Source organism: Nocardia sp. NPDC088792, assembly GCF_044750615.1.
GTDB lineage: Bacteria > Actinomycetota > Actinomycetes > Mycobacteriales > Mycobacteriaceae > Nocardia.
Map to the genome: position 1 here is coordinate 696,419 of NZ_JBIVKC010000001.1, position 22,969 is coordinate 719,387.

The window sequence follows — 22,969 nt, forward strand, 5'->3', positions numbered from 1 at the left end:
CGACGGTGAGGGCGGCCGCTGCGCGGGTGACAATATCCCCAGCGGCCGCACGACCGCCCTCTCCTCAGGTGGTAATGCCATGACCGTCGGCAAACTCTCCGTGATTTCCTGGACCCTCTTCGTCGTAATGTCCGTAGCCTTCCTACCGGCCATCCTCGGCATCAACCAGATCCCCGGCCTCCCCCACCCCGCGAAAATCGCCCTCTCGGCCTTTGTCATAGTCGTCGTCTGGTGGGGCCCCTTCGTCTACGGCATGTACCTCGCCCAGGCAGCCATGGGCAACAACGACAAACGCCTCCTCAAACGCGGCATCCACGGCACCGCGGTAGTCCTCTCCGCCCACGAAACCAACACCATGATCGGCGGCGCCCCCGACATAGGCCGCTTCGGCAAAATGGTCTACCGCTACCGCCTCCGAGTAACCCTCCCCGGCCACCACCCCTACGAAACCACCTGCCGCATAACCACCAGCACCATCCGAGAAGGCCAAACAGTCGAAATCTACGCAGCCCCCCACAACCGCAAACGAGTAACCATCGCCCCCACCCAACCCACCCCCACACCCCATTCCCTACAAGTCGATGCGCCCCAACAACATTGGCGCCCCCAACCCGACCCCACCGAATCCGACCGCATCCACCAACTGACCGAACTGGCCCGCCTCTACCGCGAAGGCTCCCTCACCGCCACCGAATTCGCCGCAGAAAAAGCCCGCCTCCTCGGCAACTGACCATGGTCGCCCGCCGGACGAAGACGCACGCAGCAACCTCACAGGGCGCATACAGCTCCGTGGCAAGGGGGCGCGTCAGAGTAGTTGGTATGACGCAGATCGTGACCACGCCCCGAGCGGCGCAGCAGGACGAAATCTCCAGGGTTGCACCGATTCTCGATATCGTGATCCCGGTCTACAACGAGGAGCGGGATCTCGGGGCGACCGTGCATCGGTTGAACGAGTATCTGAACGCGGGTTTCCCGTTCAGCGCTCGGATCACGATCGCGGACAATGCGAGTACCGACTGCACCTTGCAGGTCGCGGAATTGATGGCCGAGGAATACGACAATGCGCGGGTCCTGCACCTCGAGCAGAAGGGGCGCGGGCGGGCGTTGCGCACTGCCTGGCTGGCTTCCGATGCCGAGGTGGTCGCCTATATGGACGTCGATCTGTCCACCGATCTCAACGGCCTGCTACCACTGGTCGCCCCGCTGGTGTCGGGACACTCCGATCTCGCCATCGGCACCCGGTTGGATCGTAGGTCGCGGGTCGTGCGCGGGCCGAAGCGCGAATTCATCTCGCGTAGCTACAACAAGATCCTGAAGATGTCGCTGCACGCCTCATTCTCGGACGCACAATGCGGATTCAAGGCAATGCGCACCGACGTCGGCCGGCGCGTCCTCCCCCTCGTGCACGACAACGAATGGTTCTTCGACACCGAACTACTCGTGATCGGCCAGCGCGCCGGACTGCGCATCCACGAGGTCCCCGTCGACTGGATCGACGACCCCGACAGCCGCGTCGACATCGCCGACACCATCCGCAAGGACCTACAGGGCATCCACCGCCTGCGCCGCTCGATGGCCGACGGCACCCTCCCCCTCGACACCCTGCGCACCACCATCGGCCGCGCACCACTGACCGGCGACATGGCCGCCTGACGGACTCCCGGCAAGCTACTCGAGATAGCCCTGCAGCGACTGGGCGCGCGAGGGATGACGCAGCTTCGACATCGTCTTCGACTCGATCTGGCGGATCCGCTCGCGCGTGACGCCGTAGACCTTTCCGATATCGTCGAGGGTCCGGGGCTGGCCGTCACCCAGGCCGTATCGCATCCGCACCACGCCCGCCTCCCGCTCGGTGAGGGTTTCGAGCACCGACTGCAATTGCTCCTGCAACAGGATGAAGGCCACCGCCTCGACCGCGACGACAGCCTCGGAGTCCTCGATGAAATCACCGAAGTTGCTGTCGCCCTCGTCGCCGATCGTCTGGTCCAGCGAGATCGGTTCCCGGGCGTACTGCCGAATCTCGAGAACCTTCGCGCTGGTGATGTCCAATTCCTTGGCCAGCTCTTCGGGCGTGGCCTCCCGGCCGAGTTCCTGCAGCAGCTCGCGCTGGACGCGCCCGAGCTTGTTGATGATCTCCACCATGTGCACGGGGATGCGAATGGTACGAGCCTGATCGGCCATAGCGCGGGTGATGGCCTGGCGAATCCACCAGGTCGCATAGGTCGAGAACTTGAATCCCTTGCTGTAGTCGAACTTTTCGACCGCGCGCACCAGACCCAGATTGCCCTCCTGGATCAAGTCGAGAAAAGCCATACCGCGCCCCGTGTACCGCTTGGCGATCGAGACCACCAGGCGCAGATTCGCCTCGAGCAGATGACTCTTCGCATTGACACCGTCCCGGACGACCCAGGCCAGGTCGCGGCGGCGCACAGCGGTGAGGCCCGACGGCGCCTCGGACTCGATCCGCAGCTTCTCCGCCGCGAAAAGCCCGACCTCGATCCGAATCGCCAAATCGACCTCTTCGTCCGCGGAGAGCAGGGGCACCCGGCCGATCTGCTTCAAATACGCCCGCGTCGAATCCCCGCCGGCGGTGAGCTCGGCTTCCTTACGTGCCCGGCGCAGTGCCGGGGACTCGCTCTCGTCCCAGTGATCCCCCTCGGAACCGTCGGCTTGCTCCGCCGGATCGACGGCATGCTCCGCCTCATCGGCAGTGGTTTCGAGAGCCGAGTGCTCGTCCCCTCCAACGGTAGTTGCCACATTCGCCCCTTCGAGAGAGTCGGGCGGCATCGCGATGTGAAAATTCGACCGCAGAGAGGCCTGGAAAGGGCTCAGCTATCGCCGGCGCCACAGCCCAGTCTACTTGCCGGGCGCGAACCTCAGCCCTCGGCGGCTAGTTGGCCGCAGGCGGCGGCGATTTCCTGGCCGCGAGTGTCACGGACCGTGCACGGCACACCCTGGGCCTCGACCCGGCGGACGAACTCACGCTCAACGGGTTTCGGGCTGGCGTCCCATTTGCTGCCCGGGGTCGGGTTCAGTGGGATGAGGTTTACGTGGACTCGGGAACCGAGGGCCTTGTGCAGCTTCTGGCCCAGCATGTCGGCCCGCCACGGCTGGTCGTTGATATCGCGGATCAAGGCGTATTCGATGGAGACTCGGCGCCCGGACTTGTCGGCGTAATACCGTGCGGCATCGAGGACTTCGGAGACCGGCCAGCGATTGTTCACCGGAACCAAAGTGTCTCGCAGCTCATCATCCGGAGTATGCAGGGAGACAGCCAGGGTCACCGACAGGTCCTCGTCGGCCAGCTTGCGAATCGCCGGAGCCAGGCCGACGGTCGACACCACGACATTGCGCTGGGAGATACCCAGGCCGTCCGGGGCGGGGGACGTGATGCGGCGGACCGCGTTCACCACGCGCTTGTAGTTGGCCAGCGGCTCACCCATACCCATGAAGACGATGTTGGAGAGCCGGCCGGGCCCGCCCGCCACCACACCATCGCGCAGGGCCGCGGCCGCGGCACGGACCTGGTCGACGATTTCGGCCGTCGAGAGGTTGCGGTTGAGGCCGCCCTGGCCGGTGGCGCAGAAGGGGCAGGCCATACCGCAGCCGGCCTGGCTGGAGATGCACAGGGTGTTGCGATCCGAGTAGCGCATGAGAACGGACTCGAGCAGGGTGCCGTCATTGGCTCGCCACAGAGACTTACGGGTGGTGCCTTCGTCGCACTCGATGTGGCGGACTTCGGTAAGGAGCCGCGGGAAGAGCGCCTCACCCACCTTGGCGCGCAGACCCTCGGGCAGGTCGGTCATCTGCTGAGGGTCGGCCACCAGCCGGCCGTAGTACTGCCGCGCGATCTGATCCGCCCGGAACTTCGGCAGACCCAGCTCCTCCACGACCGCGCGACGCTCGGCGGCGTCGAGGTCGGCAAGATGGCGCGGCGGCATACCGCGGCGCGGGGCATCGAAAACCAGGGGCAAAGGGGCGGCAGTCATAACCCTTCCAGTGTTCCATCCGGAAGCGGTGCGCGGAGCGGCGGGGGGCGATGCGCTGGTCACATTCGGCCCGCAAACACACGGCAGATCAGACATACCGCAGATAAGTGGCTAGATACGTGCACCGGTCACAGCAATAGGCAATGATCGAGCTATGACCGCCGTACCAGCCTCCGGGGCGGAACCGACCCCGGGCAAGGACACCAAGCACAAGGGCCAAGGGGTACTGAAGACCCGCGCGGGCTACGCCTGGGTCGGTCTCGTGGCCGCCGCAATACTCGGCATCGTCGTACTGGTCTTCATCCTGCAGAACCTGGAGCAGGCCCACGTCCAGATGTTCACCTGGCAGTGGAACCTGCCCATCGGGGTGCTCGTGCTGCTGGCCGTCATCATGGGCGCATTGGTAACCGCCCTGGTGGGCGGCTACCGCATCCTGCAACTCCGACGGGCCGCCAAGAAGGCGAAGTAGCTCAGAGCAGGGCCGTCAGCACCAGCCACGCCACGAAGGCCGACGGCAGCATGGAGTCCAGCCGATCCATGATGCCGCCGTGCCCGGGCAGCAACGTCCCCATGTCCTTGATGCCCAACTCCCGCTTGACCTGCGATTCGATCAGGTCACCCGAGGTCGCCACCAGCACCAGCGCCACACCCAGCAGCACACCGATCATCGAATTCGCCTGCAGCAGCAGCGTCACCGTCAGCAGACCACCGATCACGCAGAACACCAGCGAACCGCCGAAGCCCTCCCAGGACTTCTTCGGGCTGATGTGCGGCACCATCGGATGCTTACCGAACAGCACCCCCGCCACATAGCCACCCACATCCGAGCAGACCACCAGAATCATGAAGGTCAGCACCCGCAGATTGCCGTCGTGCTCCAGCAGCATGAGCACCGCGAACGCGGCCAGCAACGGAATCCAGGACAGCGTGAAGATCGCAATCGCGGTATCGCGCAAATAGTTTCGCGGCGTCGCCGACAGACCGTGATCGAACAGCCGCCAGATCATGACGCTCAGCGCCGTCGCCCCGAACGCCCCCAGCACACCTTGCGGCCCCGACGGCCACGCCAGCCAGATGATCGCCTGCCCGCCCACCAGCAGCGGAATCCGCGGCACCAGGACATCGGCTTCGCGCAGCCGCTTGGCGACCTCCCAGGTCGCCACCGCGATCGCCACCGCGATCACGCCGATCAGCACCTTCGGCGCCCACAACAGGATCGCGATCAGGGACAACCCCAAGGCGAACCCGACCGCCAGCGCCGCCGGCAGATTCCGCCCGGCCTTGGAGGCGGGCGCCTGCGCACCATTACGGCCCGCGTCCTGCCCCGCAGGACCCGAAATCGGCCCCGCCGCACCCGAACCGGGTCCCGGCAGGGTCGAATCAGCCCCAGCCGCATTCGAATCGGGCACAACCACCCCTGAATCGGGCATGGCGCCACCCGTATCGGGCGGCGTCGCATTGCCGGCGGCGGCTGTTTCTTCGGCCACGATTGTCCCGTCGCTCACCTTGATCGTCCGTTCGTCCCTACCCCCGGCCGGCGCCGCCGACCGTCCTAGACCTCGAGCAGTTCAGCTTCCTTGTGCTTCACCAGTTCGTCGACCTGCGCGACGTACTTTGCCGTGGTCTTGTCCAGTTCCTTCTCGGCGCGGCCGACCTCGTCCTCGCCCGCCTCGCCGTCCTTCTGGATGCGACCCAGCTCCTCCATGGCCTTGCGGCGCACATTGCGGATCGCGATCTTGGCGTCCTCGCCCTTCGACTTGGCCTGCTTCACCATGTCGCGGCGGCGCTCCTCGGTGAGCTGCGGCACGCTCACCCGGATGATGTCGCCATTGTCGGTCGGGTTCACCCCGAGATCCGAATTACGGATCGCGGTCTGAATCGGCGTCAACTGCGCCGCGTCGTACGGCTTGATGACCAGCAGCCGCGCCTCGGGCACCGTGATGGAGGCCATCTGGGTGATCGGCGTCGGCACACCGTAGTAGTCCACGACCACCCGGGAGAACATGCCCGGATTCGCGCGACCCGTCCGGAGCGTGCCCAGGTCATCCTTCACCACCGAGACGGCCTTCTCGAACTTTTCCTCGGCGTCGAAGAGCGCTTCTTCAATCACGGCGATTCCTCCACTGCGTCATCGTTCTTGTCGTCGCGGTCACGACCGGACCAGCGTGCCGATCTTCTCACCGGCGACGGCACGGGCAATGTTGCCCTTTGTCAACAGATTGAACACCAACATGGGCATCTGGTTGTCCATACAGAGGCTGAATGCGGTGGCGTCGGCGACCTTCAGCCCGCGCTCCAGCACCTCCTTGTGCGTGACCTCCGTGTACATGGTGGCGGTCGGGTCCTCCCGCGGATCGGCGGTGAAGACACCGTCCACGGCCTTCGCCATGAGCACCACCTCCGCACCGATCTCCAGGGCGCGCTGCGCCGCGGTGGTATCGGTGGAGAAGTAGGGCATGCCCATCCCCGCGCCGAAGATCACGACGCGGCCCTTCTCCAGATGCCGCTTCGCACGCAGCGGCAGGTACGGTTCCGCGACCTGCCCCATGGTGATGGCGGTCTGTACTCGGGTGTCGATGCCCTGCTTCTGCAGGAAGTCCTGCAGCGCAAGCGAATTCATCACGGTGCCGAGCATGCCCATATAGTCCGAGCGCGCGCGTTCCATGCCGCGCTCCTCGAGCTCGGCGCCGCGGAAGAAATTGCCGCCGCCGATCACGACCGCGACCTGGACACCGTCCTCGACGACCTCCGCGATCTGCTCGGCGACGGTCTGCACCACATCGGGGTCGAGGCCGACGCGTCCGCCGCCGAACATTTCGCCACCCAGCTTGAGGAGCACTCGGCGATAGCCCTTGCGGTCGGGCGCCGTATCGGGGTCCGTCATCGGTCTCCTTGTCCTCGGCAGTGAGCGTGTGCACGCACAGGAAAAGACCATCCCGGCCATCGGATCGCACGGGACGGCAACAAACTTTGTCTATCCTGCACCACGCGGGCTCGAGCCCTCGACCCGCCCCTCTGTTCACCTCACGAATTCGCCGCATTCCGACCGTAAACCCTGGTCCGCCTTCGAGACCGGCGTGATCGCGCCGTCGCGTCACGAAAAGCGTCTCGCCGCGACGACAGAGCTGTTACCGTCCGGATCGGTTACGGCCGGGGAAATCGGTTGCCCCAATCCCTACTGAAATAAATGCATTTCAAATAGTATTCGGGCCCATGATCACGAAGAACCGAGCGGTCCGCACCGGGCTCGCCACCCTCGCCCTCAGCGCAGCCGGACTGCTCGGCGCAGCCGGAACCGCGGCCGCCGAAATCCCCCTCACCCCCGCCAACGGCCCGGCCGACATCGCCACCACCCCGGGCACCGGCAGCTCGAACCTGCTCACCAGCCCGATCCCCGGCAACAACCCCGGCGGCCTGTCCCCCGGCGGCCTGCTCACCTCCCTGTCGTCCGGCAGCCTCCCCGCCGGCCTCTGACCGACCCCGCCCCACGCAAAAGCCCCCCGCGCATCGGAATCCGATGGGCGAGGGGCCTTTTCGACTGTGCAGGCGATTACGCCTGGCCGACCTCGAAGCGAGCGAAACGGGTCACGGTGACACCGGCCTCGTCCAGCTGCGCCTTCACGGTCTTCTTGCTGTCGGTGACCGACGACTGCTCCAGCAGGACCACGTCCTTGTAGAAGCCGTTCACGCGACCCTCGACGATCTTCGGCAGGGCAGCCTCGGGCTTGCCCTCTTCCTTCGCGGTGGCCTCGGCGATCTCGCGCTCCTTCGCGACGACCTCGGCCGGGACATCCTCGCGAGTCAGGTACTTGGCCTTGAGGGCCGCGACCTGCATGCCGGCGGCGCGAGCGGCGTCAGCGGCGCCCTCACCCTCGCCCTTGTACTCGACCAGCACGCCGACGGCGGGCGGCAGGTCGGTGGCACGCTTGTGCAGGTAGGTGGCGACCGGGCCCTCGAAGGACACGGCACGACGCAGCTCGAGCTTCTCGCCGATCTTGGCGGCCAGCTCCTGCACGGCCTGGTCGGCGGTCTTACCACCCAGGTCGACGGCCTTGAGCGCATCCAGATCCGCCGGGCGGGCCTTCGCGGCCGCGGCCACGATGCTGTTCGCCAGCTCCTGGAACTCCGCGTTCTTGGCGACGAAGTCGGTCTCGGAGTTGATCTCGATCATGACGCCGTCCTGCGCGGCGACCAGGCCCTCGGCGGTCGAGCGCTCAGCGCGCTTGCCGACATCCTTGGCGCCCTTGATGCGCAGGAACTCGACGGCCTTGTCGAAGTCGCCCGCGTTCTCCTCGAGCGCCTTCTTGCAGTCCATCATTCCGGAGCCGGTGAGCTCGCGGAGCCGCTTCACATCGGCGGCGGTGTAGTTCGCCATCTCGGGCGAGCCTCCCTTTGTGAGTGAAAGTCTGTGGTGGTCACACCATGCCGACCGTCATCGAACGACAACGGTCGGCAAGGTGAACATTGCCTCGCGGCGGGTGGATCAGAAGTCGGCCGGGGTCTTGGTGGCCGGGTCTTCCTTCAGCTCCGCCTCGGCAGCGGTCTCCACGACGGGCTCCGCGGTGGCCTCGGCAGCAGCCTCGGCGGGGGCCTCGGCAGCCGGGGCGGCCTGGGACAGCAGCTCCTGCTCCCACTCGGCGAGCGGCTCGCCGGCGCCGGCCTCGGGCTTCGCATCGCCGGTGGCACGCGCGGCACGGGCCTGCACACCCTCGGCGACAGCGGACGCCACGACCTTGGTCAGCAGCGCGGCCGAACGGATCGCGTCGTCGTTACCCGGGATCGGGTAGTCGACCAGGTCGGGATCGCAGTTGGTGTCCAGGATCGCGATGACCGGGATGTTCAGCTTGCGAGCCTCACCGACGGCGATGTGCTCCTTGTTGGTGTCGACAACCCAGATGGCCGAGGGCACCTTGGCCATGTCCCGGATGCCGCCCAGGGTGCGCTCCAGCTTGTTCTTCTCACGCGTCAGCATGAGGATTTCCTTCTTGGTGCGACCCTCGAAACCGCCGGTCTGCTCCATCGACTCCAGCTCCTTCAGGCGCTGCAGCCGCTTGTGCACGGTCGAGAAGTTGGTGAGCATGCCGCCCAGCCAGCGCTGGTTCACGTAGGGCATGCCGACACGGGTCGCCTCTGCGGCGATCGACTCCTGGGCCTGCTTCTTGGTACCGACGAAGAGGACGGTGCCGCCGTGGGCAACGGTCTCCTTGACGAACTCGTAGGCCTTGTCGATGTAGGTCAGCGTCTGCTGCAGATCGATGATGTAGATGCCGTTGCGGTCGGTGAAGATGAAACGCTTCATCTTCGGGTTCCACCGGCGGGTCTGATGACCGAAGTGCGCGCCGCTGTCGAGCAGCTGCTTCATTGTTACGACAGCCATGGCTCCGTAACTTCCTCTCGTTGCTGGTTGACACAGGGATCGGCGATCCCTGCCCTGGCGCCCGCGGCCACCGGAACCCTCTGGCAAATGCTCAGGGGACCAGCCGACGACCCTCGAAGCGGGCGCGCGAAGTCGGTTCGCGCTCACGCAAACCGCTGACCCAGTTTACGCAGCAGGTCCCCCATACCGAAATCGGGTCCTCCGAGCAGGGAAACCCGGGTGCTTACCGGCAGGTCACGGCAGGGACAGCGCGTATGCGATCGAAATGACGAATGCCGTCACGACGACGCATCCGATGGCCCCGGACATGGCGGTAATTGCGCGGCGGCCATTGCTCCAGTTGCCTTTTCGATGTGAATGCAGCACACGGCTGCGCCCTATACAGACCATCGTCACCACGGCCAGCGACGCGATCGCGACGAAAGCGAGAACGGTCACGGGCCAGAAATCGCTCTTGAAGGCGACTTTCATGAAGAGCACCAGATTGGCCATGGCGCCGATGGCGGTGCGGCGCCAGGCGAGCGAGGTGCGCTCGGCGGCCAGGCCGGCCTCCTTGCTCTCGGTCATCGGCGGCGCCCGATCAGCCGCGGGGTGATCCCGGTCACGACATCAAAAGGCCGATGCTCGCCAGCGCCGCGATGACCGCGATACCGAAGGCGAGGATGGGCACCATCACCGTGCGCGGCAGCACGCCACCGCTCTCCATGGCCGCCTGCACCTTCCGCCAGCGGCCGTACGCGCCGACCGCGATGATCACCGCCAGCACGATGCATGCCATGCCGACGGCCGTGCGCACCCCGTGATGCCGGAAGGGGCGCACCAGCTCGTGCACCGCCACACCGCCCGCGAGCAGGCCGAGCGCGGTCCGCATCCAGGCCAGGAAGGTGCGCTCGTTGGCGAGGGTGAAACGGTAATCGAGCTGCGGCTCTTCGGTTTCCGGGGCGGTCATGCGCGGTGTACTCCTACCGGGCTGGACTGACAGCAACGCTGTTCACAATCGGGAAATCCATCCACAATCGCCGACAACGGTATCCCGGCTAAGCCTCGGCAAGCGCAATCTGGGTATATGCGCCCGGTCATCTCGATAGTGGTCGCCCTCCTGCTCGGTCCGGTGTTCGCGGCCGGGACCGCCCTGGCCGCACCCGCCGGAGATTTCGACTGGCCGCTACAGCCGCGGCCCGCAGTAGTGCGCGCCTTCGACAACCCCGACCACGACTGGCTCCCCGGCCACCGTGGTGTAGATCTGGCCGCAACCCCCAAGCAATCCGTACTCAGCGCAGGCGACGGCATCGTCGTCTACGCCGGCACGGTCGCAGGCAAGCCCGTGGTCTCCGTCGACCACGCAGGCGGACTCCGCACCACCTACGAACCGGTAACCGCCTCGATCCCCTTGGGCCGCAGAGTAAATCGCGGCGAACCACTGGGCACCCTCGAGCCCGGCCACCCGGGCTGCCCCGCCCCCGCCTGCCTCCACTGGGGCCTACGCCGCGGCCGCGAATACCTGAATCCGTTGGGCCTCCTCCACCACGGCCCGCTCCGCTTGAAGCCCGTAGACCCGCCCTGACGAGACCTGGGCCGCCGAGTCGAGACGGCCGAGAGTGAATCCGGTCCTATCCAGTCCATCCCGCACGAGCAAGGATCGAGGCATGTCGCACGAGCCAGCCACCGTCCCGTTCTCCTACCCGGATCCCGGCGCGACCAAGGGCGAATTTCCCCCTGGCTACGACCATTTCCGCCTCCGCCGCCGCATCGGCGCCGGACGGACACTGTTCGAGGCCGCAGGCAATCGGATCCTCGGCTACGAAATGCAGAAGGCCACCGGGATCTTCCAGCATGCGAGCACTCCCACCGCCGAGCCCGGCACCCAACTGACCGTCCGCCTCGGCCTCGGCCCCATCGGCATCAACGCCCCTTGCCGAGTCGTCTACGTCCTCGACGAACCGAACCGCCGCGGCTTCGCCTACGGCACCCTTCCCGGCCACCCCGAAAGCGGTGAGGAGCTCTTCGCCGTCGAATACGACCCCGCCGACGACTCCGTCCATGGCGTCGTCGCCGCCTTCTCCAACCCCGGCGCCTGGTACACCCGCCTGGGCGGCCCGATCGTCCGCCTCATCCAACGCTGGTTCGCCGCTCGCTACATCAACGCCATCCGCCCCCGCTGAACCCGGTGGGCCGACTCGGTGAACCAGGCCCCATCATCTTCAGCTGTCGAGGTGGGCGGTGAGGGCGGCGGCTTCGGCGCGGAGGGTGGCTGCGCGGTCGGCGCCACCGGCGAGGGACTCGTATTCTTTTGCGGCGGTGAGGCGTTCGGCGATTTCCGTGCGGACGATGGATTCGATGTCGGATTCGGTGAGGTGACGGCGGGCGCGTTCGGCGGTACCCAGGCCGACGGCGCTGGATTCGATGGCGCCCGCCTGCACGTCGGAGGCGTCGACCGCCTCGGCATTGTCGATGGCGCCGAGGGCCGAGCGGAGGGCCTTGGTGGCGTCGCGGTCGCGGGCCTTCATCGCGCGCGGGAGGTCGGCACGCAATCGGTCACGCAGGGGCAGGGTTCCGTTCGCCGGGTCGGTCGTCATGATCATGGACGCTACGGCCGCGAACGGCCGGCGTCGATGATTTTTCGCAGGCGATCGGCCCTTCATCGGCCGCGGCCAGAACTTTGCGACCGCCCTCCGGATCTTTTGCTGCGGCGCACGAATCCCTTCTGCACCAGCCGATCCAGCACATAGGTGGAGGTGTCGGCAGCAAGTCCGGCGCGCCGGGCCAGTTCACCGACAGTGAGCGGCCCGGTCCCCGGGGGGGCAGGTCGAGGGCCTTCTCGTCGGCCGCCGACAGACCTGAGCGGAGCGCGGCGGGAGCCGCCTTCTCGTATCGGTGGGCTGAACGCCCGCGAGCGGCCCGCTCGTATCGGTGGGGCTAAACGGCTGCGGGAGCGGCGTTTTCGGCTTCGGCGAGCTCGGACTTCCAGCGGCGGAAGCCTTCTTCGGTGCGGCCGCGACGCCAGTAGCCGGAGATGGAGGCCCAGTCGGCGGGGACGCCGTGGTCCTTGCGGATGTAGGGGCGGAGGTTGTGCATGACGGCTTCGGCTTCGCCGTGGATGAAGACGTGGACCCGGCCGTCGCGCCAGGGTTCGGAACGGACGGCCGCGGCCAGCAGCTGGCCGGGGGCGGTGTCGCCGCGGTGCACCCAGGTGAGGTCGACACCCTCGGGGTGGACGAAGGCGAGTTCGTCGGCGGGACCCTCGATTTCGACGAAGACACTGCCGACCGCATCGGAGGGGAGCGCCGCGCAGGCTGCCGCGATGGCCGGGAGCGCGGATTCGTCACCGGCCAGCAGGTACCAGTCGGCGTCGGCGCGCGGGGCATAGGCGCCGCCCGGACCCATCAGCTCGATGGTGTCGCCGGGTTCCGCGGCCGCGGCCCAAGGACCGGCCACGCCCTCGTCACCGTGGTAGACGAAGTCGATGGCGATCTCCTGGGCGGCCTGGTCGACCGAGCGCACGGTGTAGGTGCGCACCGTTTCGCCGTCGGCTCCGGGGAAGACCAGCTTGACGTAGGCGTCGGTGAATTCGTTCGGGTGGAAGGACGCGAAGCCGGGTCCGCCCAGGTGTACGCGGATCAGGTGATCGGTGAGCCGAATCGTGTGCTGAACCGTGAGGGTCGTGCGCGAGCGTGCCAAGAGCCACCTCCGTAATTAGGATTACCTAAGTGACACTAGCAGAACCCCGATAGGTCGTCGATACACCAAAATATGACGTCAACTACTAGATGTCGGTAATGAGTGCTGCCAACGCCGCGGCCGGTCCCGTCATTCCCGGACCGGGCGGGCCACCGGGCTCGGCCATGTAGGTGTCGCGGCGGATCTCCACCATCAGCGCCGCCACCCGCGCATCGCTGCCGTAGAAATCCAACGGCACATAGGTACCCACGAACGGAGAATTCACACCTACTCCACCGAAATCGCCGAAAACCTCCGTGGCGCGGGCCAGCAATGCGGTCGGCGTGTGGAAGGCGTCCGCGCCCAGGCAGATCGGCGGACGGGGGCCGTCACCGTGTAGTTCGTAGGGCAGCCGGACAGTCGGATAGGAGTGCACGTCGAGGATGATCGCGCGGCCGGTCGCCGCCAGGCGGTCGGCGACCGCAGCCGTCATGGCCTGCGCGTACGGGTGAAAGTAGCGCTCCAGCAGCGGCTTCGGATCGAAGTCCGGCGGGCGCAAGGCCTCGCGGTGCGTAGTGGACGTGTAGACCGCGCCCATACCGACCGCGAGCATCTCCTCCCGCTCGTCGGGAAACCGCTCGGGGTCGACGACCAGGCGGGACAGCCGATTCACGAACTGCCACGGGCGAACCCGGGACAGCGAGGCGGCAACGTCGGCGATCAGCGCCGTATGGCCGTCCGTGATGAGATCGAGCTCATGCTCCAGGGCGGCGTCGTCGAGCAGGATGTCCGCACGGACTACGCCGGGTATCTCCCGCGACGAATGCGGAACATGCAGGATGACCGGCGATTCAGGAGACCCGGGCACCACCGCATAGGACTCGGCCTCGTCAGCATCGCGGGGTTGCGGCAGTCGGTTCATGCGCGGGGATGGGCCTGATCGTGGACCTTCTTGAGGCGCTCGATGGATACATGCGTATAGAGCTGCGTGGTCGCCATGCTCGCGTGGCCCAGAATCTCCTGCACCACACGCAGATCCGCGCCGCCCTCCAGCAGATGCGTCGCGGCGGTGTGACGGAATCCGTGCGGACCCATATCGGGCGCTCCCGGAATCGCCGAGACCACCTCGTGCACAACGGTTCTGGCCTGACGTTGATCGAGGCGGCCGCCGCGGCGGCCGAGCAACAGCGCCCGCCCAGAGCCCGCGGTCGCGAAGGCGGGCCGCCCGTGGCGCAGCCAATCCTCCAGTGCCCCTTCGGCCGGACCGCCGAACGGCACGGCCCGCTCCTTGTTGCCCTTGCCCAGCACCCGCACCAGCCGCCGTTCCCGATCCACATCCTCGATATCGAGCCCGCACAGCTCGCTCACCCGGATCCCGGTGGCATACAACATCTCCACGATCAGCCGATCCCGGACGGCCATCGGATCACGCTGCGCCGCACCGGATTCCGCCGCCTCCATGGCCGCCTTGGCCTGCTCCTTCCCCAGCACCGACGGCAACACCCGATGCGCCCGCGCCGACCCCAGCCGCGGCCCCGGATCCGCCGCCAGCCGCCCGGTGTGCGTCAGCCACGCCGTGAAGGTGCGCGCCGACGAGGCCCGCCGCGCCATGGTCGTCCGCGCCGCGCCGCCCGCCGCTTGCTCCGCCAGCCACGACCGCAACAACGCCAGATCCACCTCCCCCACACCCGAATCCGCGCCCCGGCCCAGCAAATGCTCCAGCAATCCGCGTGCATCCCCCACGTATGCCCGCACCGTATGCTCCGACCGATTCCGCCCCAGCCGCAAATGCCGCCCGTACTCGGTCAGCAACGCCTCCAGATCCTCGGGCAGTTCACGCATCCCCCCACGTTCACCGCCCACCCCCGGGAACGCAAGCCCCCGCGCCGCCCGCACCGAGCCGAATCCGCCACACCTCCGCGATCCTCCCACCGAATCAGCGGTAACCACGATTGCGGGAGGCCCGCAGCGCGGCCCCTGGGGACCTCGCCGGCGGGACGTCCGCCACCGCATGCGGTTTCCGCGGGACCTCTGCCACCGCATGCGGTTTCGGCGGGACGTCTGCCACCGCATACGGTTTTGCCGCCGTGTCGGTCCACAATGCGACGGTGTGCTCTCCGCAGCGCCCGCATGCTCCCGTAGGCGCCGCGCCCAGCGCGCCCGCTTGGTGCACGTATCGATCCGTCAGCGATCTCCGGCGCGTAGGAAGGTGCCGGCGTGGAGAGTGGTGCCGAAGCCCTCGGCGAATTCGCCTTCGGCGTAGACGATGTGGCCGTTGACGAGGGTGGCGGTGACGGCGCGGTCGTTGCGGTTGACCATGCGCTGGGGGCTGCCGCCGGCGGGGAAGGGGGCCTCGGCGTAGGCGGAACTGGCGCCGTCGAAGCCGGTGGGGTCGATGACGGCGATATCGGCGCGGTGGCCGGGGCGGAGGTAGCCGGCGTCGAGGCCGTACCAGTCGGCGAGTTCGCCGGTCAGGCGGTGGACCGCGGTTTCGATGGGCATGAAACCGCGGTGGTGGACGCGTTCCAGCAGGCGGACGCCGAAGTTGTAGAAGGCCATATTGCGCAGGTGGGCGCCGGAATCGGCGAAACCGACCTGTACCACCGGGGATTGCTGCAGGCGGTCGAGGACATCGTCGCGGTCATTGGCGATCGTGGTGCGCCAGCGGAGTTTCGAACCGTGCTCCACCGCCAGATCGAGCAGAGCATCGGCGGGTTCGATCCCGCGTTCGTCGGCGACCGCGCCGAACGACTTGCCCACCACCGACGCATCGGGGCAGGCCACGATCTCGGCGTCGTACAGATCGCGATGCCACACCCGCGGGCCGAAACGCTTGGCCACATCCTTGCGGAAGCGGCGGCGATAGGACTCGTCGGCCAGTAGCTTGCCACGCTCCATTTCATCGCGGACGTTCAATGCCGCTGCACCGGAACCGAACTCCTCGAACACCACCAGATCCACGCCATCGGCGTAGACCTCGAACGGCACCGGCAGATGCTGCCAGCGGAAATCGCCACCGAACCGGTTCGCAAGAGTCGCGGCGAAGGTCGCCGCCCAAGATGCACGGCGATCGGCCTTCACATCGGCCGCCGCGATGAGTGTGGTCTTGAGCGGACGACGGAACAGCGACCCGACGCTCTGCGCGAGATACAGCGCGACCTCGGCGGGCATGGCCAGATTCGGCGTGCTCTGATGCACCCGGCCGCGCTTGCGCAGAATCTTGTTCAGACGGCGGTATTCACGCCAGGTGGCATAGGTCGACGGCAGCTGCCGGGCCGGGAAACGCGTGCCCTCCAGTTTGGAGAACGAACTGCGAATCGTGGACAGGCCGACGAAACCCGCATCCAATGCGGCGGTGAGCATCCGGCGCATGGCAGCCAGCTCGGTATCGGTCGGTCGGGCCTGCGCATCCACCGAACGCCCCAGCCCCATCACCGTGGCGCGAATATCCGAATGCCCGATGAACGCGGCCACATTCGCCCCCAGCGGCCGCGACGCCAGCGCCGCCGCATACCCCGCCGGATCCTGCCAGGTCTTCGATTCCTTGATGGCGCCGTGCACGATGTCCCAGGGCAACGCCTCCACCCGCGAGAACATATCCGCGCAATCCTCGGCGCCCGAATACACCGTCGACAGTGAGCAGTTGCCGAGCACCACGGAGGTCACACCGTGCCGGACGGATTCCCCGAGACCGGGCGCCACCAGGGCTTCGGCGTCGTAATGCGTATGCACGTCGAGGATTCCGGGAATCACCCACCGCCCGGCCGCATCGATCGTGCGCACACCGTCGGGCAGCCCCGGCGCGATCGCGGCGACCTTCCCGTCCCGCACGCCGACATCGGCCGCGACCGGTGCCGCACCGCTGCCGTCGAACACCATGCCGCCCCGGATCACTACGTCGTACTCGGTCATCACGGACCCCATTCGATACATTCGTGTATTGAGTTGCCTACCTCGAGTGTTCTGCTATTCGGCCCGCCGGTCAAGCCTTCATCCGCACCTCCTGACCGTGTTGCGCCACGCGATACCAGCCGTTCTCATCGCAGGCCACCAGCCCCGCGAGCTCCAGCGACGTCAAAGTCGCGCGGGTGACGGGCAATGTGAGACCGGAGCCATCGGCCAGCGAACGCGGCAGTCTCGACCCCACCGCCGGCAGCGCGGCCCAGATCCGCGCCTCATCCCCGGTGAGGTTCTCGTCGGGGGCCGACGGCACCACGCCCGGCAGGGAAAGCCGCAGCGGCCCGGCCTCATCCAGCACTTCCTCGGCGCTGGTGACCAGAAACGCCTCCCCTTCCCGGATCATCCGGTGGCAACCCACGGACGAAGCCGATGTGATCGGTCCCGGCACCGCCAATGCCGGACGGCCCAGGCGCCGAGCCCATTTCACGGTATTGCGGGCGCCGCTCCGCGCCCCTGCCTCCACCACCACGACCCCATCCGCCAGCGCGGCGATGAGCCGGTTTCGCGCCAGAAAGTAGTGCTTCCGCACAGAAGTGCCCGGCGCGTACTCGGTTACGACCAACCCGGCGTCCGCGATCTCGGCCAGCAGCCGATCGTGCTGCACCGGATAGGGCCGGTCCGGTCCACACGCGAGCACTGCGATCGTCAGCCCACCGACGGCCAAAGCAGCCCGATGCGCCATCCCGTCGATCCCGAATGCCGCCCCGGACACGATCGTCCATCCCCTGACAGCCAACTCTCCCGCGATCTCCCCGGTGGCATGGTTCCCGTACCCGGTACTACACCGCGCCCCCACCACGGCGACGGCCCGCTCGGTGCACTCGAGCAGCGAACGCTGCCCCCGCACCCACAACACCAACGGCACAGCGGCCGCCTCATCCTTCTTCGAATCCAACTGCCCCAGCCCCAGCAACCGCCACGCCGGCCACTCCGCATCATCCGGCGTAATCACCCGCCCACCCAACCGCTCGATATGCGCCAAATCCCTTTCGGCCCGGTCGATTCCACGCCGCAACTCGGTAGCCCCCCGCAACGCCTCCGGCAACGCACACTCCCGCACCGCCCGAGCCGCCTCCACCACTCCCACCGAATCGATCAACGCCGACAACGCCGCACAAGGCCCCTCCACCACCCGCGACAGATAGACCCACGCCAGCCGCCGCACATCCGCCCCGGCCCCAAAACACTGCCCCAGCTCGGGGCTGACCAAGTCCCGGCCCGAATCATCCACGGCGAGCTCCGGCCGACCGTCCACACCCAGCGCGCTCGGCAGCTCACGCGGCGCCGACGCCGACCCGGCGACTGCGCCGCGCATGGATGCCTCCGCTACCCGATCCGGCGGCGACGGGGACTCGTCACTATCGGGCACGGGATGCCGCAGATTTCGCCGCGACCCATCGACGCCCGCGATCGCCTCTCCTGGCATCGGGATCGACGCTTCACGCTCAGCCGCCGGGGTGATCGGGGCCGGGGCGGAGACACCGTCCATCATCGATTGCGCGCCGCTGGGGCACGAATCCTGTTGTGTGCCGGGGACTCCCGGCTGCCGGGTGGTCATGCGCTACCTCGCTGACGGAAGTTCAAGGCCTGCAGGACATCTTGAGCGGAGGGGAGATCGCCGCCGCGCAAGTCGCAGACAGTCCAGGCGACGCGGATTGCCCTGTCGGCGCCGCGGGCGGACATGCGGCCGTGACGGAGGGCGGATTCCACCGGGGCCAGAGCCTCTTTGGGGAGGCGGAACTGTTGGCGGAGAACGTGGCCGGGGACTTCGGCATTGGTGGACATGTTGAGGGTGGACCAGCGTTGGGCGGCGGCGGTACGCGCCGCCGAGACCCGGGCTCGGACCACTTCGCTGGATTCGACTTCGTCGCCGCTGAAAGCGCCCGCCGCTTGGGAATGCATTTGGACTGTCAGGTCTATGCGGTCCATCAGAGGGCCGGAGAGTTTACCGAGGTAGCGGCGGCGGGCCAGTGGGGCGCAGATGCAGTCGATATCGCGGGCGGGGGCGCAAGGGCAAGGGTTGGCGGCGAGCACGAGTTGGAATCGGGCAGGGTAGCGGGCCACGCCGTCGCGGCGGGCTATGCGGATCTCGCCCTCCTCCAAAGGAGTTCGGAGGGCCTCGAGGACCTTCGCCGAGATCTCGGCGCATTCGTCGAGGAACAGGACGCCGCGGTGGGCTCGGCTGACCGCGCCGGGGCGGGCCGAACCCGAGCCGCCGCCGACCATGGCCGCGACGGAGGTCGAATGGTGTGGGGCCACGAAGGGCGGCGCGGTGATCAAGGGATGGTCATCCGAGAGGGTGCCCGCTACCGAGTGGATGGCTGTCACCTCCAGCGAATCACATTCGCGCAGCTGCGGGAGGAGGCCCGGAAGTCGTTGCGCCAGCATGGTTTTGCCGATTCCGGGCGGGCCGGTGAGCAGCAGGTGGTGGCCGCCGGCGGCGGCGACCTCCAGCGCCCAGCGGGCTTCGTCCTGGCCGACGACCTCGCTCAGGTCGCCGATGGGCGGGCGAACCTGCGGCGGAACCGCCTCCGGCAGCGTGAGTTCCGCACCGCCGCGCAGCCAATCCACCAGCGCGGACAGGGTTGCCGCGCCGAGTACCCGGATGCCGTCGACCAGACCGGCCTCGGGCAGCGCGGCGGCGGGCACCACGACGGTGCGCCGTCCGGCGGTCCGGGCCGCCAGCACAGCAGGCAGGATGCCGCGCACACGCCGTACGCGTCCGTCCAGGGCCAGTTCACCCAGCAGCACCGCATCGGCCAGGCGACGCGACGGGATCACACCGGCCGCATCGAGCACGGCAGCAGCCAGAGCCAGGTCATAAACGCTTCCGACTTTCGGCAGGGTGGCCGGAGACAGGGCCAGAATCACGCGGCCATCAGGCCACTTCTCCCCCGTATTGGCGACCGCGGCCCGCACCCGATCGCGGGATTCCTGCAAGGTCGTATCGGGCCGCCCCACCAGGTGAACCGAAGGCAACCCCTGGCCGATATCGGCCTCGATCTCGACCAGTTGCCCCTCCACGCCGCTCACGGCGACGGAAAATGCTCTCCCCAAAGGCATTTCAGAACACCGCCTGCAAATGGCGGATCTCCGGCTCGCGAGCACGGCGGATCAGCACCGAGATCACGTCGAAGCGGACGTGCAGCCACGGACCCGGCTGCTCGTGCAGCCAGACGAGCGCCAGGCGGCGGATGCGCTGCTGCTTGAGATAGGTGACAGCCTCCGCGGGCTGGCCGCAGACGAGGCTGCTGCGCGTCTTCACCTCGACGAAGACCGTGACGTCACCATCGCGGACTATCAGGTCCAGTTCGCCGTACCGGCAGCGCCAGTTGCGGGCGACGATCTCCATCCCGGCGTCGCGCAGAAACCGCGCCGCCAGTTCCTCCCCGTGCGCTCCGAGCGCGAGATGCTGTGCCATTCAGCCAGCATGACCGGACCCCGCCCGGGCCCGGCCCTGCCGACCTGGGGAAACGGCCGGCCTGTGGATAGCGTGGAGCCTGTGTACTACTCGGGAAGCCGCAGGTCGGGCTTCTCCAGCTCCTCGATATTGACATCCTTGAAGGTGATGACTCGAACGTGCTTCACGAAGCGTGCGGGCCGGTACATGTCCCACACCCATGCATCCGACATCCGCACCTCGAAGTAGACCTCGCCATCGGCGTTCTGCGGGCGCAGCTCGACGGAATTGGCGAGGTAGAAGCGGCGCTCGGTCTCCACCACGTACGAGAATTGACCGACGATGTCCTTGTACTCCCGGTACAGGGACAACTCCATCTCGGTTTCGTACTTCTCGAGGTCCTCGGCGCTCATCGGGTGGAACGTCCTCCTTATCGCCACACTGCGTGTAGAGACATCATCCCGCATACGCGGTGTCGGTAGCCACTCGGCCGGTCTCCCGGACGTTTCGCCACGACCGGCGATGCTCACTGGTGATGCCCAGTCGCTGTAGCGCGTCGTTGTGTTCGGGGGTGTTGTAGCCCTTGTGGGCGGCGAACCCGTAGCCGGGAAGCTGCGTGTCCAGTTCGACCATCATCCGGTCCCGGGTCACCTTGGCCAGCACGCTGGCCGCGGCGATACACGCCGCGGACGCATCACCGCCGATCACCGGCAGTGACGGCACCGGGATACCCGGCACCCGGAAGCCGTCCGTGAGCACGTAACCGGGCACCGGATCCAGCCCGGCCACCGCCCGCCGCATGCCCTCGATATTGGCCACGTGAATGCCGATGGCGTCGATCTCCCAGGCCGGGATCACGACCACCCGGTAGGCCAGGGCCAGCCGTTTGATGATCGGGAAAAGCTCCTCGCGAACGTTCTCGCTGAGCTTCTTCGAGTCATTGAGACCCGCCAGCGAGGTGTACGCCTTCGGCGGTAGCAAACAAGCAGCCACCACCAGTGGCCCGGCCGCGCAACCGCGACCCGCCTCGTCCACGCCCGCCACCGGGCCCAGCCCGCTGCGGATCAACGCGGCCTCCAGGGTGCGCAGGCCACCGGCCGGGCGCATGACCACGCGCGGCGGCCACTCACCGCGTTCGATCCGCTGAATCTTCTTGCCACCGCGATCTTTCCGGCTTACGCCGGGTTTGACTCGGGTGGCACCGCTCGCCGTATTCCCCACCGGTCGATTATCCCGCAGCGCTCGGTACTACTGCGGGTCCTGTGCCCGCACCGGACCGATCCGGCTCGGCGGCCAGATCTTGAAGACGGCCTTACCGCGCACGTCCTTCACCGGAACCGTGCCCTGCAGCTCGTCCTTCATGTGGTAGCGGGAGTCCGCGGACTCGGCGCGGTTGTCACCCATCACCCACAGATTGCCGTTCGGCACCGTGACCGGACCGAAGGCGCGACCGCCCGCATTGAACGGCACATCCGGCTGCGCGGGGTTGAACGGGCTGTTGAACTTCACGTACGGCTCATCGAGCGGCTTCCAGGGCCCGTTCGGACTGTCCTGGACGAGGATGCGCCCCTGCGCGTCACAGCATTTCACGGTCTGACCACCCGTGGCGATCACCCGCTTCACCAGGTCGTTCTCGTCCGGCGGCACCAGGCCGAACCAGGACAGCACGTTCTGCACACCGCGCACCACGGTGTTGGACGAGCGGATCGACTTGTAGTGCTTGTTCCAGTCGTCGGTCGGCCCGACGAAAACCACCACGTCGCCCGGCTTCGGATCACCGAAGTAGTAGCTCAGCTTCTCCACGTAGATCCGGTCACCGGTGCAGCCCGAGCAGCCGTGCAGCGTCGGTTCCATGGACTGGGAGGGAATGACATACGGCCGTCCGATGAAGGTCACCAGCAGTGCGACGATGATCGCCGCGAAGCCGATCAGCATCGGCAGTTCCTGCCAGAACGGCCGCTGCTTCTTGGCGCCGCCCTTCCTCCGGTCCTTCCTCGACAACTTCGGCGCATCCGTCCCGTCGTCGCCGGGCCCGGACACTGTCACCGACTCACTCTCGTCTGTCACCGGAACAGAGTAGCCCGGCACCGCGAAGAAGCATGCGGTGCCGGGCTACTCGGCGTTCTCGGAGAAGCTATATCAGCGCTTTTCCTTGATCTTGGCGGCCTTGCCGCGCAGGTCGCGCAGGTAGTACAGCTTGGCGCGACGCACGTCACCGCGGGTCACGACCTCGATCTTGTCGAGGTTGGGGCTGTGCACCGGGAAGGTGCGCTCCACGCCGACACCGAACGACACCTTGCGCACGGTGAAGGTCTCGCGGACGCCACCGTTCTGCCGGCGGATCACGACGCCCTTGAAGACCTGGACGCGCTCTTTGTTGCCTTCGATAACCTTCACGTGCACGTTGACCGTGTCACCCGGGCGGAAGTCCGGGATGTCATTGCGCAGCGAGTTTGCATCGACGAAGTCGAGGGTGTTCATTTCCGTCCTTTTGGAGTTCGCAAGAACAGAGGAACCTGGTGGCCACGTCGCTGATGCGAGTGCTCGACCGGTTCGTGCTCCGGATAATTGGGCGGTGCCCGGGCG

General features: G+C 67.2%; 27 protein-coding genes and 1 pseudogene. 6 read left to right on the forward strand and 22 right to left on the reverse strand.

Features of this window, described 5'->3' with window-relative positions:
• Window positions 1–79 precede the first annotated feature (79 nt).
• Window positions 80–730, forward strand: a complete 651-nt coding sequence (locus ACIP5Y_RS03380; RefSeq protein ID WP_400347173.1) for an SHOCT domain-containing protein — start codon at window positions 80–82, stop codon at window positions 728–730.
• 89 nt (window positions 731–819) lie between these two features.
• Window positions 820–1,632: pseudogene (locus ACIP5Y_RS03385) on the forward strand (dolichyl-phosphate beta-glucosyltransferase); the annotation flags it as partial.
• A 36-nt stretch (window positions 1,633–1,668) separates the two neighbouring features.
• Here ACIP5Y_RS03385 and ACIP5Y_RS03390 read toward each other — a convergent pair.
• Window positions 1,669–2,757 carry an RNA polymerase sigma factor gene (locus ACIP5Y_RS03390; RefSeq protein ID WP_400347174.1) on the reverse strand — a complete coding sequence of 363 codons (1,089 nt, stop codon included), beginning with the start codon at window positions 2,755–2,757 and terminating at the stop codon, window positions 1,669–1,671.
• Window positions 2,758–2,876: 119 nt separating this feature from the next.
• A complete protein-coding gene (rlmN, locus tag ACIP5Y_RS03395; RefSeq protein WP_400347175.1) occupies window positions 2,877–3,989 on the reverse strand; it encodes a 23S rRNA (adenine(2503)-C(2))-methyltransferase RlmN in 1,113 nt (370 codons plus the stop codon).
• 154 nt (window positions 3,990–4,143) lie between these two features.
• Between rlmN and ACIP5Y_RS03400 the strand changes: the two genes are divergently transcribed.
• Window positions 4,144–4,458 (forward strand): lipopolysaccharide assembly LapA domain-containing protein, encoded by a 315-nt coding sequence (locus ACIP5Y_RS03400; RefSeq protein ID WP_400347176.1) that lies wholly within the window; start codon window positions 4,144–4,146, stop codon window positions 4,456–4,458.
• A 1-nt stretch (window position 4,459) separates the two neighbouring features.
• Here ACIP5Y_RS03400 and ACIP5Y_RS03405 read toward each other — a convergent pair whose 3' ends face one another.
• The 3 genes from ACIP5Y_RS03405 to pyrH all read right to left on the reverse strand — a co-directional run bounded on the left by ACIP5Y_RS03405 (window position 4,460) and on the right by pyrH (window position 6,873).
• Window positions 4,460–5,419 carry a phosphatidate cytidylyltransferase gene (locus tag ACIP5Y_RS03405; protein WP_400349096.1) on the reverse strand — a complete coding sequence of 320 codons (960 nt, stop codon included), beginning with the start codon at window positions 5,417–5,419 and terminating at the stop codon, window positions 4,460–4,462.
• 122 nt (window positions 5,420–5,541) lie between these two features.
• Window positions 5,542–6,099 (reverse strand): ribosome recycling factor, encoded by a 558-nt coding sequence (frr, locus tag ACIP5Y_RS03410; RefSeq protein WP_400347178.1) that lies wholly within the window; start codon window positions 6,097–6,099, stop codon window positions 5,542–5,544.
• Window positions 6,100–6,138: 39 nt separating this feature from the next.
• Window positions 6,139–6,873: a UMP kinase gene (gene pyrH / locus ACIP5Y_RS03415; protein WP_397002577.1), complete on the reverse strand. Its 735-nt coding sequence runs from the start codon at window positions 6,871–6,873 to the stop codon at window positions 6,139–6,141.
• Between the two features lie 329 nt (window positions 6,874–7,202).
• Between pyrH and ACIP5Y_RS03420 the strand changes: the two genes are divergently transcribed.
• A complete protein-coding gene (locus ACIP5Y_RS03420) occupies window positions 7,203–7,463 on the forward strand; it encodes a hypothetical protein (protein WP_400347180.1) in 261 nt (86 codons plus the stop codon).
• A gap of 76 nt (window positions 7,464–7,539) precedes the next feature.
• Here ACIP5Y_RS03420 and tsf read toward each other — a convergent pair whose 3' ends face one another.
• The 4 genes from tsf to ACIP5Y_RS03440 form a co-directional block, all read right to left on the reverse strand.
• Window positions 7,540–8,364 carry a translation elongation factor Ts gene (gene tsf / locus ACIP5Y_RS03425; RefSeq protein ID WP_400347182.1) on the reverse strand — a complete coding sequence of 275 codons (825 nt, stop codon included), beginning with the start codon at window positions 8,362–8,364 and terminating at the stop codon, window positions 7,540–7,542.
• A 108-nt stretch (window positions 8,365–8,472) separates the two neighbouring features.
• Entirely contained in the window at window positions 8,473–9,366 is an 894-nt protein-coding gene (rpsB, locus tag ACIP5Y_RS03430; RefSeq protein WP_400347184.1) for a 30S ribosomal protein S2, read from the reverse strand.
• Window positions 9,367–9,600: 234 nt separating this feature from the next.
• Window positions 9,601–9,933 (reverse strand): DUF202 domain-containing protein, encoded by a 333-nt coding sequence (locus ACIP5Y_RS03435; protein ID WP_400347185.1) that lies wholly within the window; start codon window positions 9,931–9,933, stop codon window positions 9,601–9,603.
• 34 nt (window positions 9,934–9,967) lie between these two features.
• Entirely contained in the window at window positions 9,968–10,315 is a 348-nt protein-coding gene (locus ACIP5Y_RS03440; protein WP_400347186.1) for a YidH family protein, read from the reverse strand.
• A gap of 117 nt (window positions 10,316–10,432) precedes the next feature.
• On the opposite strand from ACIP5Y_RS03440, the gene ACIP5Y_RS03445 reads away from it, so the two are divergent.
• Together ACIP5Y_RS03445 and ACIP5Y_RS03450 are read left to right on the forward strand one after the other, a co-directional pair.
• Complete coding sequence (locus ACIP5Y_RS03445; RefSeq protein ID WP_400347187.1) at window positions 10,433–10,930, forward strand: M23 family metallopeptidase; 498 nt, start codon at window positions 10,433–10,435, stop codon at window positions 10,928–10,930.
• Window positions 10,931–11,012: 82 nt separating this feature from the next.
• Window positions 11,013–11,528, forward strand: a complete 516-nt coding sequence (locus tag ACIP5Y_RS03450; RefSeq protein WP_400347189.1) for a DUF1990 family protein — start codon at window positions 11,013–11,015, stop codon at window positions 11,526–11,528.
• A gap of 39 nt (window positions 11,529–11,567) precedes the next feature.
• Here the strand turns inward: ACIP5Y_RS03450 and ACIP5Y_RS03455 are convergent, their stop codons facing one another.
• The 13 genes from ACIP5Y_RS03455 to rplS form a co-directional block, all read right to left on the reverse strand.
• On the reverse strand, window positions 11,568–11,942 hold the full coding sequence (locus ACIP5Y_RS03455; protein WP_400347191.1) for a hypothetical protein: 375 nt from the start codon (window positions 11,940–11,942) through the stop codon (window positions 11,568–11,570).
• A 62-nt stretch (window positions 11,943–12,004) separates the two neighbouring features.
• Window positions 12,005–12,391: a MarR family transcriptional regulator gene (locus ACIP5Y_RS03460; RefSeq protein ID WP_400349098.1), complete on the reverse strand. Its 387-nt coding sequence runs from the start codon at window positions 12,389–12,391 to the stop codon at window positions 12,005–12,007.
• Window positions 12,283–13,044 (reverse strand): siderophore-interacting protein, encoded by a 762-nt coding sequence (locus ACIP5Y_RS03465; protein ID WP_400347193.1) that lies wholly within the window; start codon window positions 13,042–13,044, stop codon window positions 12,283–12,285. The genes ACIP5Y_RS03460 and ACIP5Y_RS03465 overlap by 109 nt, the downstream gene beginning before the upstream one ends.
• A gap of 85 nt (window positions 13,045–13,129) precedes the next feature.
• The gene (locus ACIP5Y_RS03470; protein WP_400347195.1) at window positions 13,130–13,945 is read right to left on the reverse strand and encodes an N-formylglutamate amidohydrolase; all 816 of its coding nucleotides are present in this window, start codon (window positions 13,943–13,945) and stop codon (window positions 13,130–13,132) included.
• A complete protein-coding gene (locus tag ACIP5Y_RS03475) occupies window positions 13,942–14,865 on the reverse strand; it encodes a tyrosine recombinase XerC (RefSeq protein ID WP_400347197.1) in 924 nt (307 codons plus the stop codon). Before ACIP5Y_RS03475 ends, ACIP5Y_RS03470 begins: the two co-directional genes overlap by 4 nt.
• Window positions 14,866–15,207: 342 nt before the next feature.
• Window positions 15,208–16,935 (reverse strand): amidohydrolase family protein, encoded by a 1,728-nt coding sequence (locus tag ACIP5Y_RS03480; RefSeq protein WP_400347199.1) that lies wholly within the window; start codon window positions 16,933–16,935, stop codon window positions 15,208–15,210.
• A gap of 70 nt (window positions 16,936–17,005) precedes the next feature.
• The gene (dprA, locus tag ACIP5Y_RS03485) at window positions 17,006–18,178 is read right to left on the reverse strand and encodes a DNA-processing protein DprA (RefSeq protein ID WP_400349100.1); all 1,173 of its coding nucleotides are present in this window, start codon (window positions 18,176–18,178) and stop codon (window positions 17,006–17,008) included.
• Window positions 18,179–18,537: 359 nt separating this feature from the next.
• Window positions 18,538–20,046, reverse strand: coding sequence for a YifB family Mg chelatase-like AAA ATPase (locus tag ACIP5Y_RS03490; protein WP_400347201.1), 1,509 nt, complete (start codon window positions 20,044–20,046; stop codon window positions 18,538–18,540).
• A gap of 1 nt (window position 20,047) precedes the next feature.
• Window positions 20,048–20,404, reverse strand: a complete 357-nt coding sequence (locus ACIP5Y_RS03495; protein WP_400347203.1) for a YraN family protein — start codon at window positions 20,402–20,404, stop codon at window positions 20,048–20,050.
• Between the two features lie 86 nt (window positions 20,405–20,490).
• Window positions 20,491–20,796, reverse strand: coding sequence for a DUF2469 domain-containing protein (locus ACIP5Y_RS03500; RefSeq protein WP_011210678.1), 306 nt, complete (start codon window positions 20,794–20,796; stop codon window positions 20,491–20,493).
• A gap of 43 nt (window positions 20,797–20,839) precedes the next feature.
• Window positions 20,840–21,523 carry a ribonuclease HII gene (locus ACIP5Y_RS03505; protein ID WP_397003692.1) on the reverse strand — a complete coding sequence of 228 codons (684 nt, stop codon included), beginning with the start codon at window positions 21,521–21,523 and terminating at the stop codon, window positions 20,840–20,842.
• 108 nt (window positions 21,524–21,631) lie between these two features.
• Window positions 21,632–22,450 (reverse strand): signal peptidase I, encoded by an 819-nt coding sequence (gene lepB / locus ACIP5Y_RS03510; protein ID WP_400347207.1) that lies wholly within the window; start codon window positions 22,448–22,450, stop codon window positions 21,632–21,634.
• A gap of 72 nt (window positions 22,451–22,522) precedes the next feature.
• A complete protein-coding gene (gene rplS, locus ACIP5Y_RS03515; RefSeq protein WP_400347209.1) occupies window positions 22,523–22,864 on the reverse strand; it encodes a 50S ribosomal protein L19 in 342 nt (113 codons plus the stop codon).
• Window positions 22,865–22,969 lie beyond the last annotated feature (105 nt).

What these genes read in the sequence shown, in the direction of transcription:
- ACIP5Y_RS03380 (WP_400347173.1), top strand. Translation starts at nt 80, where the DNA reads ATGACCGTCGGCAAACTCTCCGTGATTTCCTGGACCCTCTTCGTCGTA.
- rlmN (WP_400347175.1), bottom strand. Translation starts at nt 3,989, where the DNA reads ATGACTGCCGCCCCTTTGCCCCTGGTTTTCGATGCCCCGCGCCGCGGT.
- ACIP5Y_RS03400 (WP_400347176.1), top strand. Translation starts at nt 4,144, where the DNA reads ATGACCGCCGTACCAGCCTCCGGGGCGGAACCGACCCCGGGCAAGGAC.
- ACIP5Y_RS03405 (WP_400349096.1), bottom strand. Translation starts at nt 5,419, where the DNA reads ATGCCCGATTCAGGGGTGGTTGTGCCCGATTCGAATGCGGCTGGGGCT.
- pyrH (WP_397002577.1), bottom strand. Translation starts at nt 6,873, where the DNA reads ATGACGGACCCCGATACGGCGCCCGACCGCAAGGGCTATCGCCGAGTG.
- ACIP5Y_RS03420 (WP_400347180.1), top strand. Translation starts at nt 7,203, where the DNA reads ATGATCACGAAGAACCGAGCGGTCCGCACCGGGCTCGCCACCCTCGCC.
- tsf (WP_400347182.1), bottom strand. Translation starts at nt 8,364, where the DNA reads ATGGCGAACTACACCGCCGCCGATGTGAAGCGGCTCCGCGAGCTCACC.
- rpsB (WP_400347184.1), bottom strand. Translation starts at nt 9,366, where the DNA reads ATGGCTGTCGTAACAATGAAGCAGCTGCTCGACAGCGGCGCGCACTTC.
- ACIP5Y_RS03435 (WP_400347185.1), bottom strand. Translation starts at nt 9,933, where the DNA reads ATGACCGAGAGCAAGGAGGCCGGCCTGGCCGCCGAGCGCACCTCGCTC.
- ACIP5Y_RS03440 (WP_400347186.1), bottom strand. Translation starts at nt 10,315, where the DNA reads ATGACCGCCCCGGAAACCGAAGAGCCGCAGCTCGATTACCGTTTCACC.
- ACIP5Y_RS03445 (WP_400347187.1), top strand. Translation starts at nt 10,433, where the DNA reads ATGCGCCCGGTCATCTCGATAGTGGTCGCCCTCCTGCTCGGTCCGGTG.
- ACIP5Y_RS03450 (WP_400347189.1), top strand. Translation starts at nt 11,013, where the DNA reads ATGTCGCACGAGCCAGCCACCGTCCCGTTCTCCTACCCGGATCCCGGC.
- ACIP5Y_RS03455 (WP_400347191.1), bottom strand. Translation starts at nt 11,942, where the DNA reads ATGACGACCGACCCGGCGAACGGAACCCTGCCCCTGCGTGACCGATTG.
- ACIP5Y_RS03470 (WP_400347195.1), bottom strand. Translation starts at nt 13,945, where the DNA reads ATGAACCGACTGCCGCAACCCCGCGATGCTGACGAGGCCGAGTCCTAT.
- ACIP5Y_RS03475 (WP_400347197.1), bottom strand. Translation starts at nt 14,865, where the DNA reads ATGCGTGAACTGCCCGAGGATCTGGAGGCGTTGCTGACCGAGTACGGG.
- ACIP5Y_RS03480 (WP_400347199.1), bottom strand. Translation starts at nt 16,935, where the DNA reads ATGACCGAGTACGACGTAGTGATCCGGGGCGGCATGGTGTTCGACGGC.
- ACIP5Y_RS03490 (WP_400347201.1), bottom strand. Translation starts at nt 20,046, where the DNA reads ATGCCTTTGGGGAGAGCATTTTCCGTCGCCGTGAGCGGCGTGGAGGGG.
- ACIP5Y_RS03495 (WP_400347203.1), bottom strand. Translation starts at nt 20,404, where the DNA reads ATGGCACAGCATCTCGCGCTCGGAGCGCACGGGGAGGAACTGGCGGCG.
- ACIP5Y_RS03500 (WP_011210678.1), bottom strand. Translation starts at nt 20,796, where the DNA reads ATGAGCGCCGAGGACCTCGAGAAGTACGAAACCGAGATGGAGTTGTCC.
- rplS (WP_400347209.1), bottom strand. Translation starts at nt 22,864, where the DNA reads ATGAACACCCTCGACTTCGTCGATGCAAACTCGCTGCGCAATGACATC.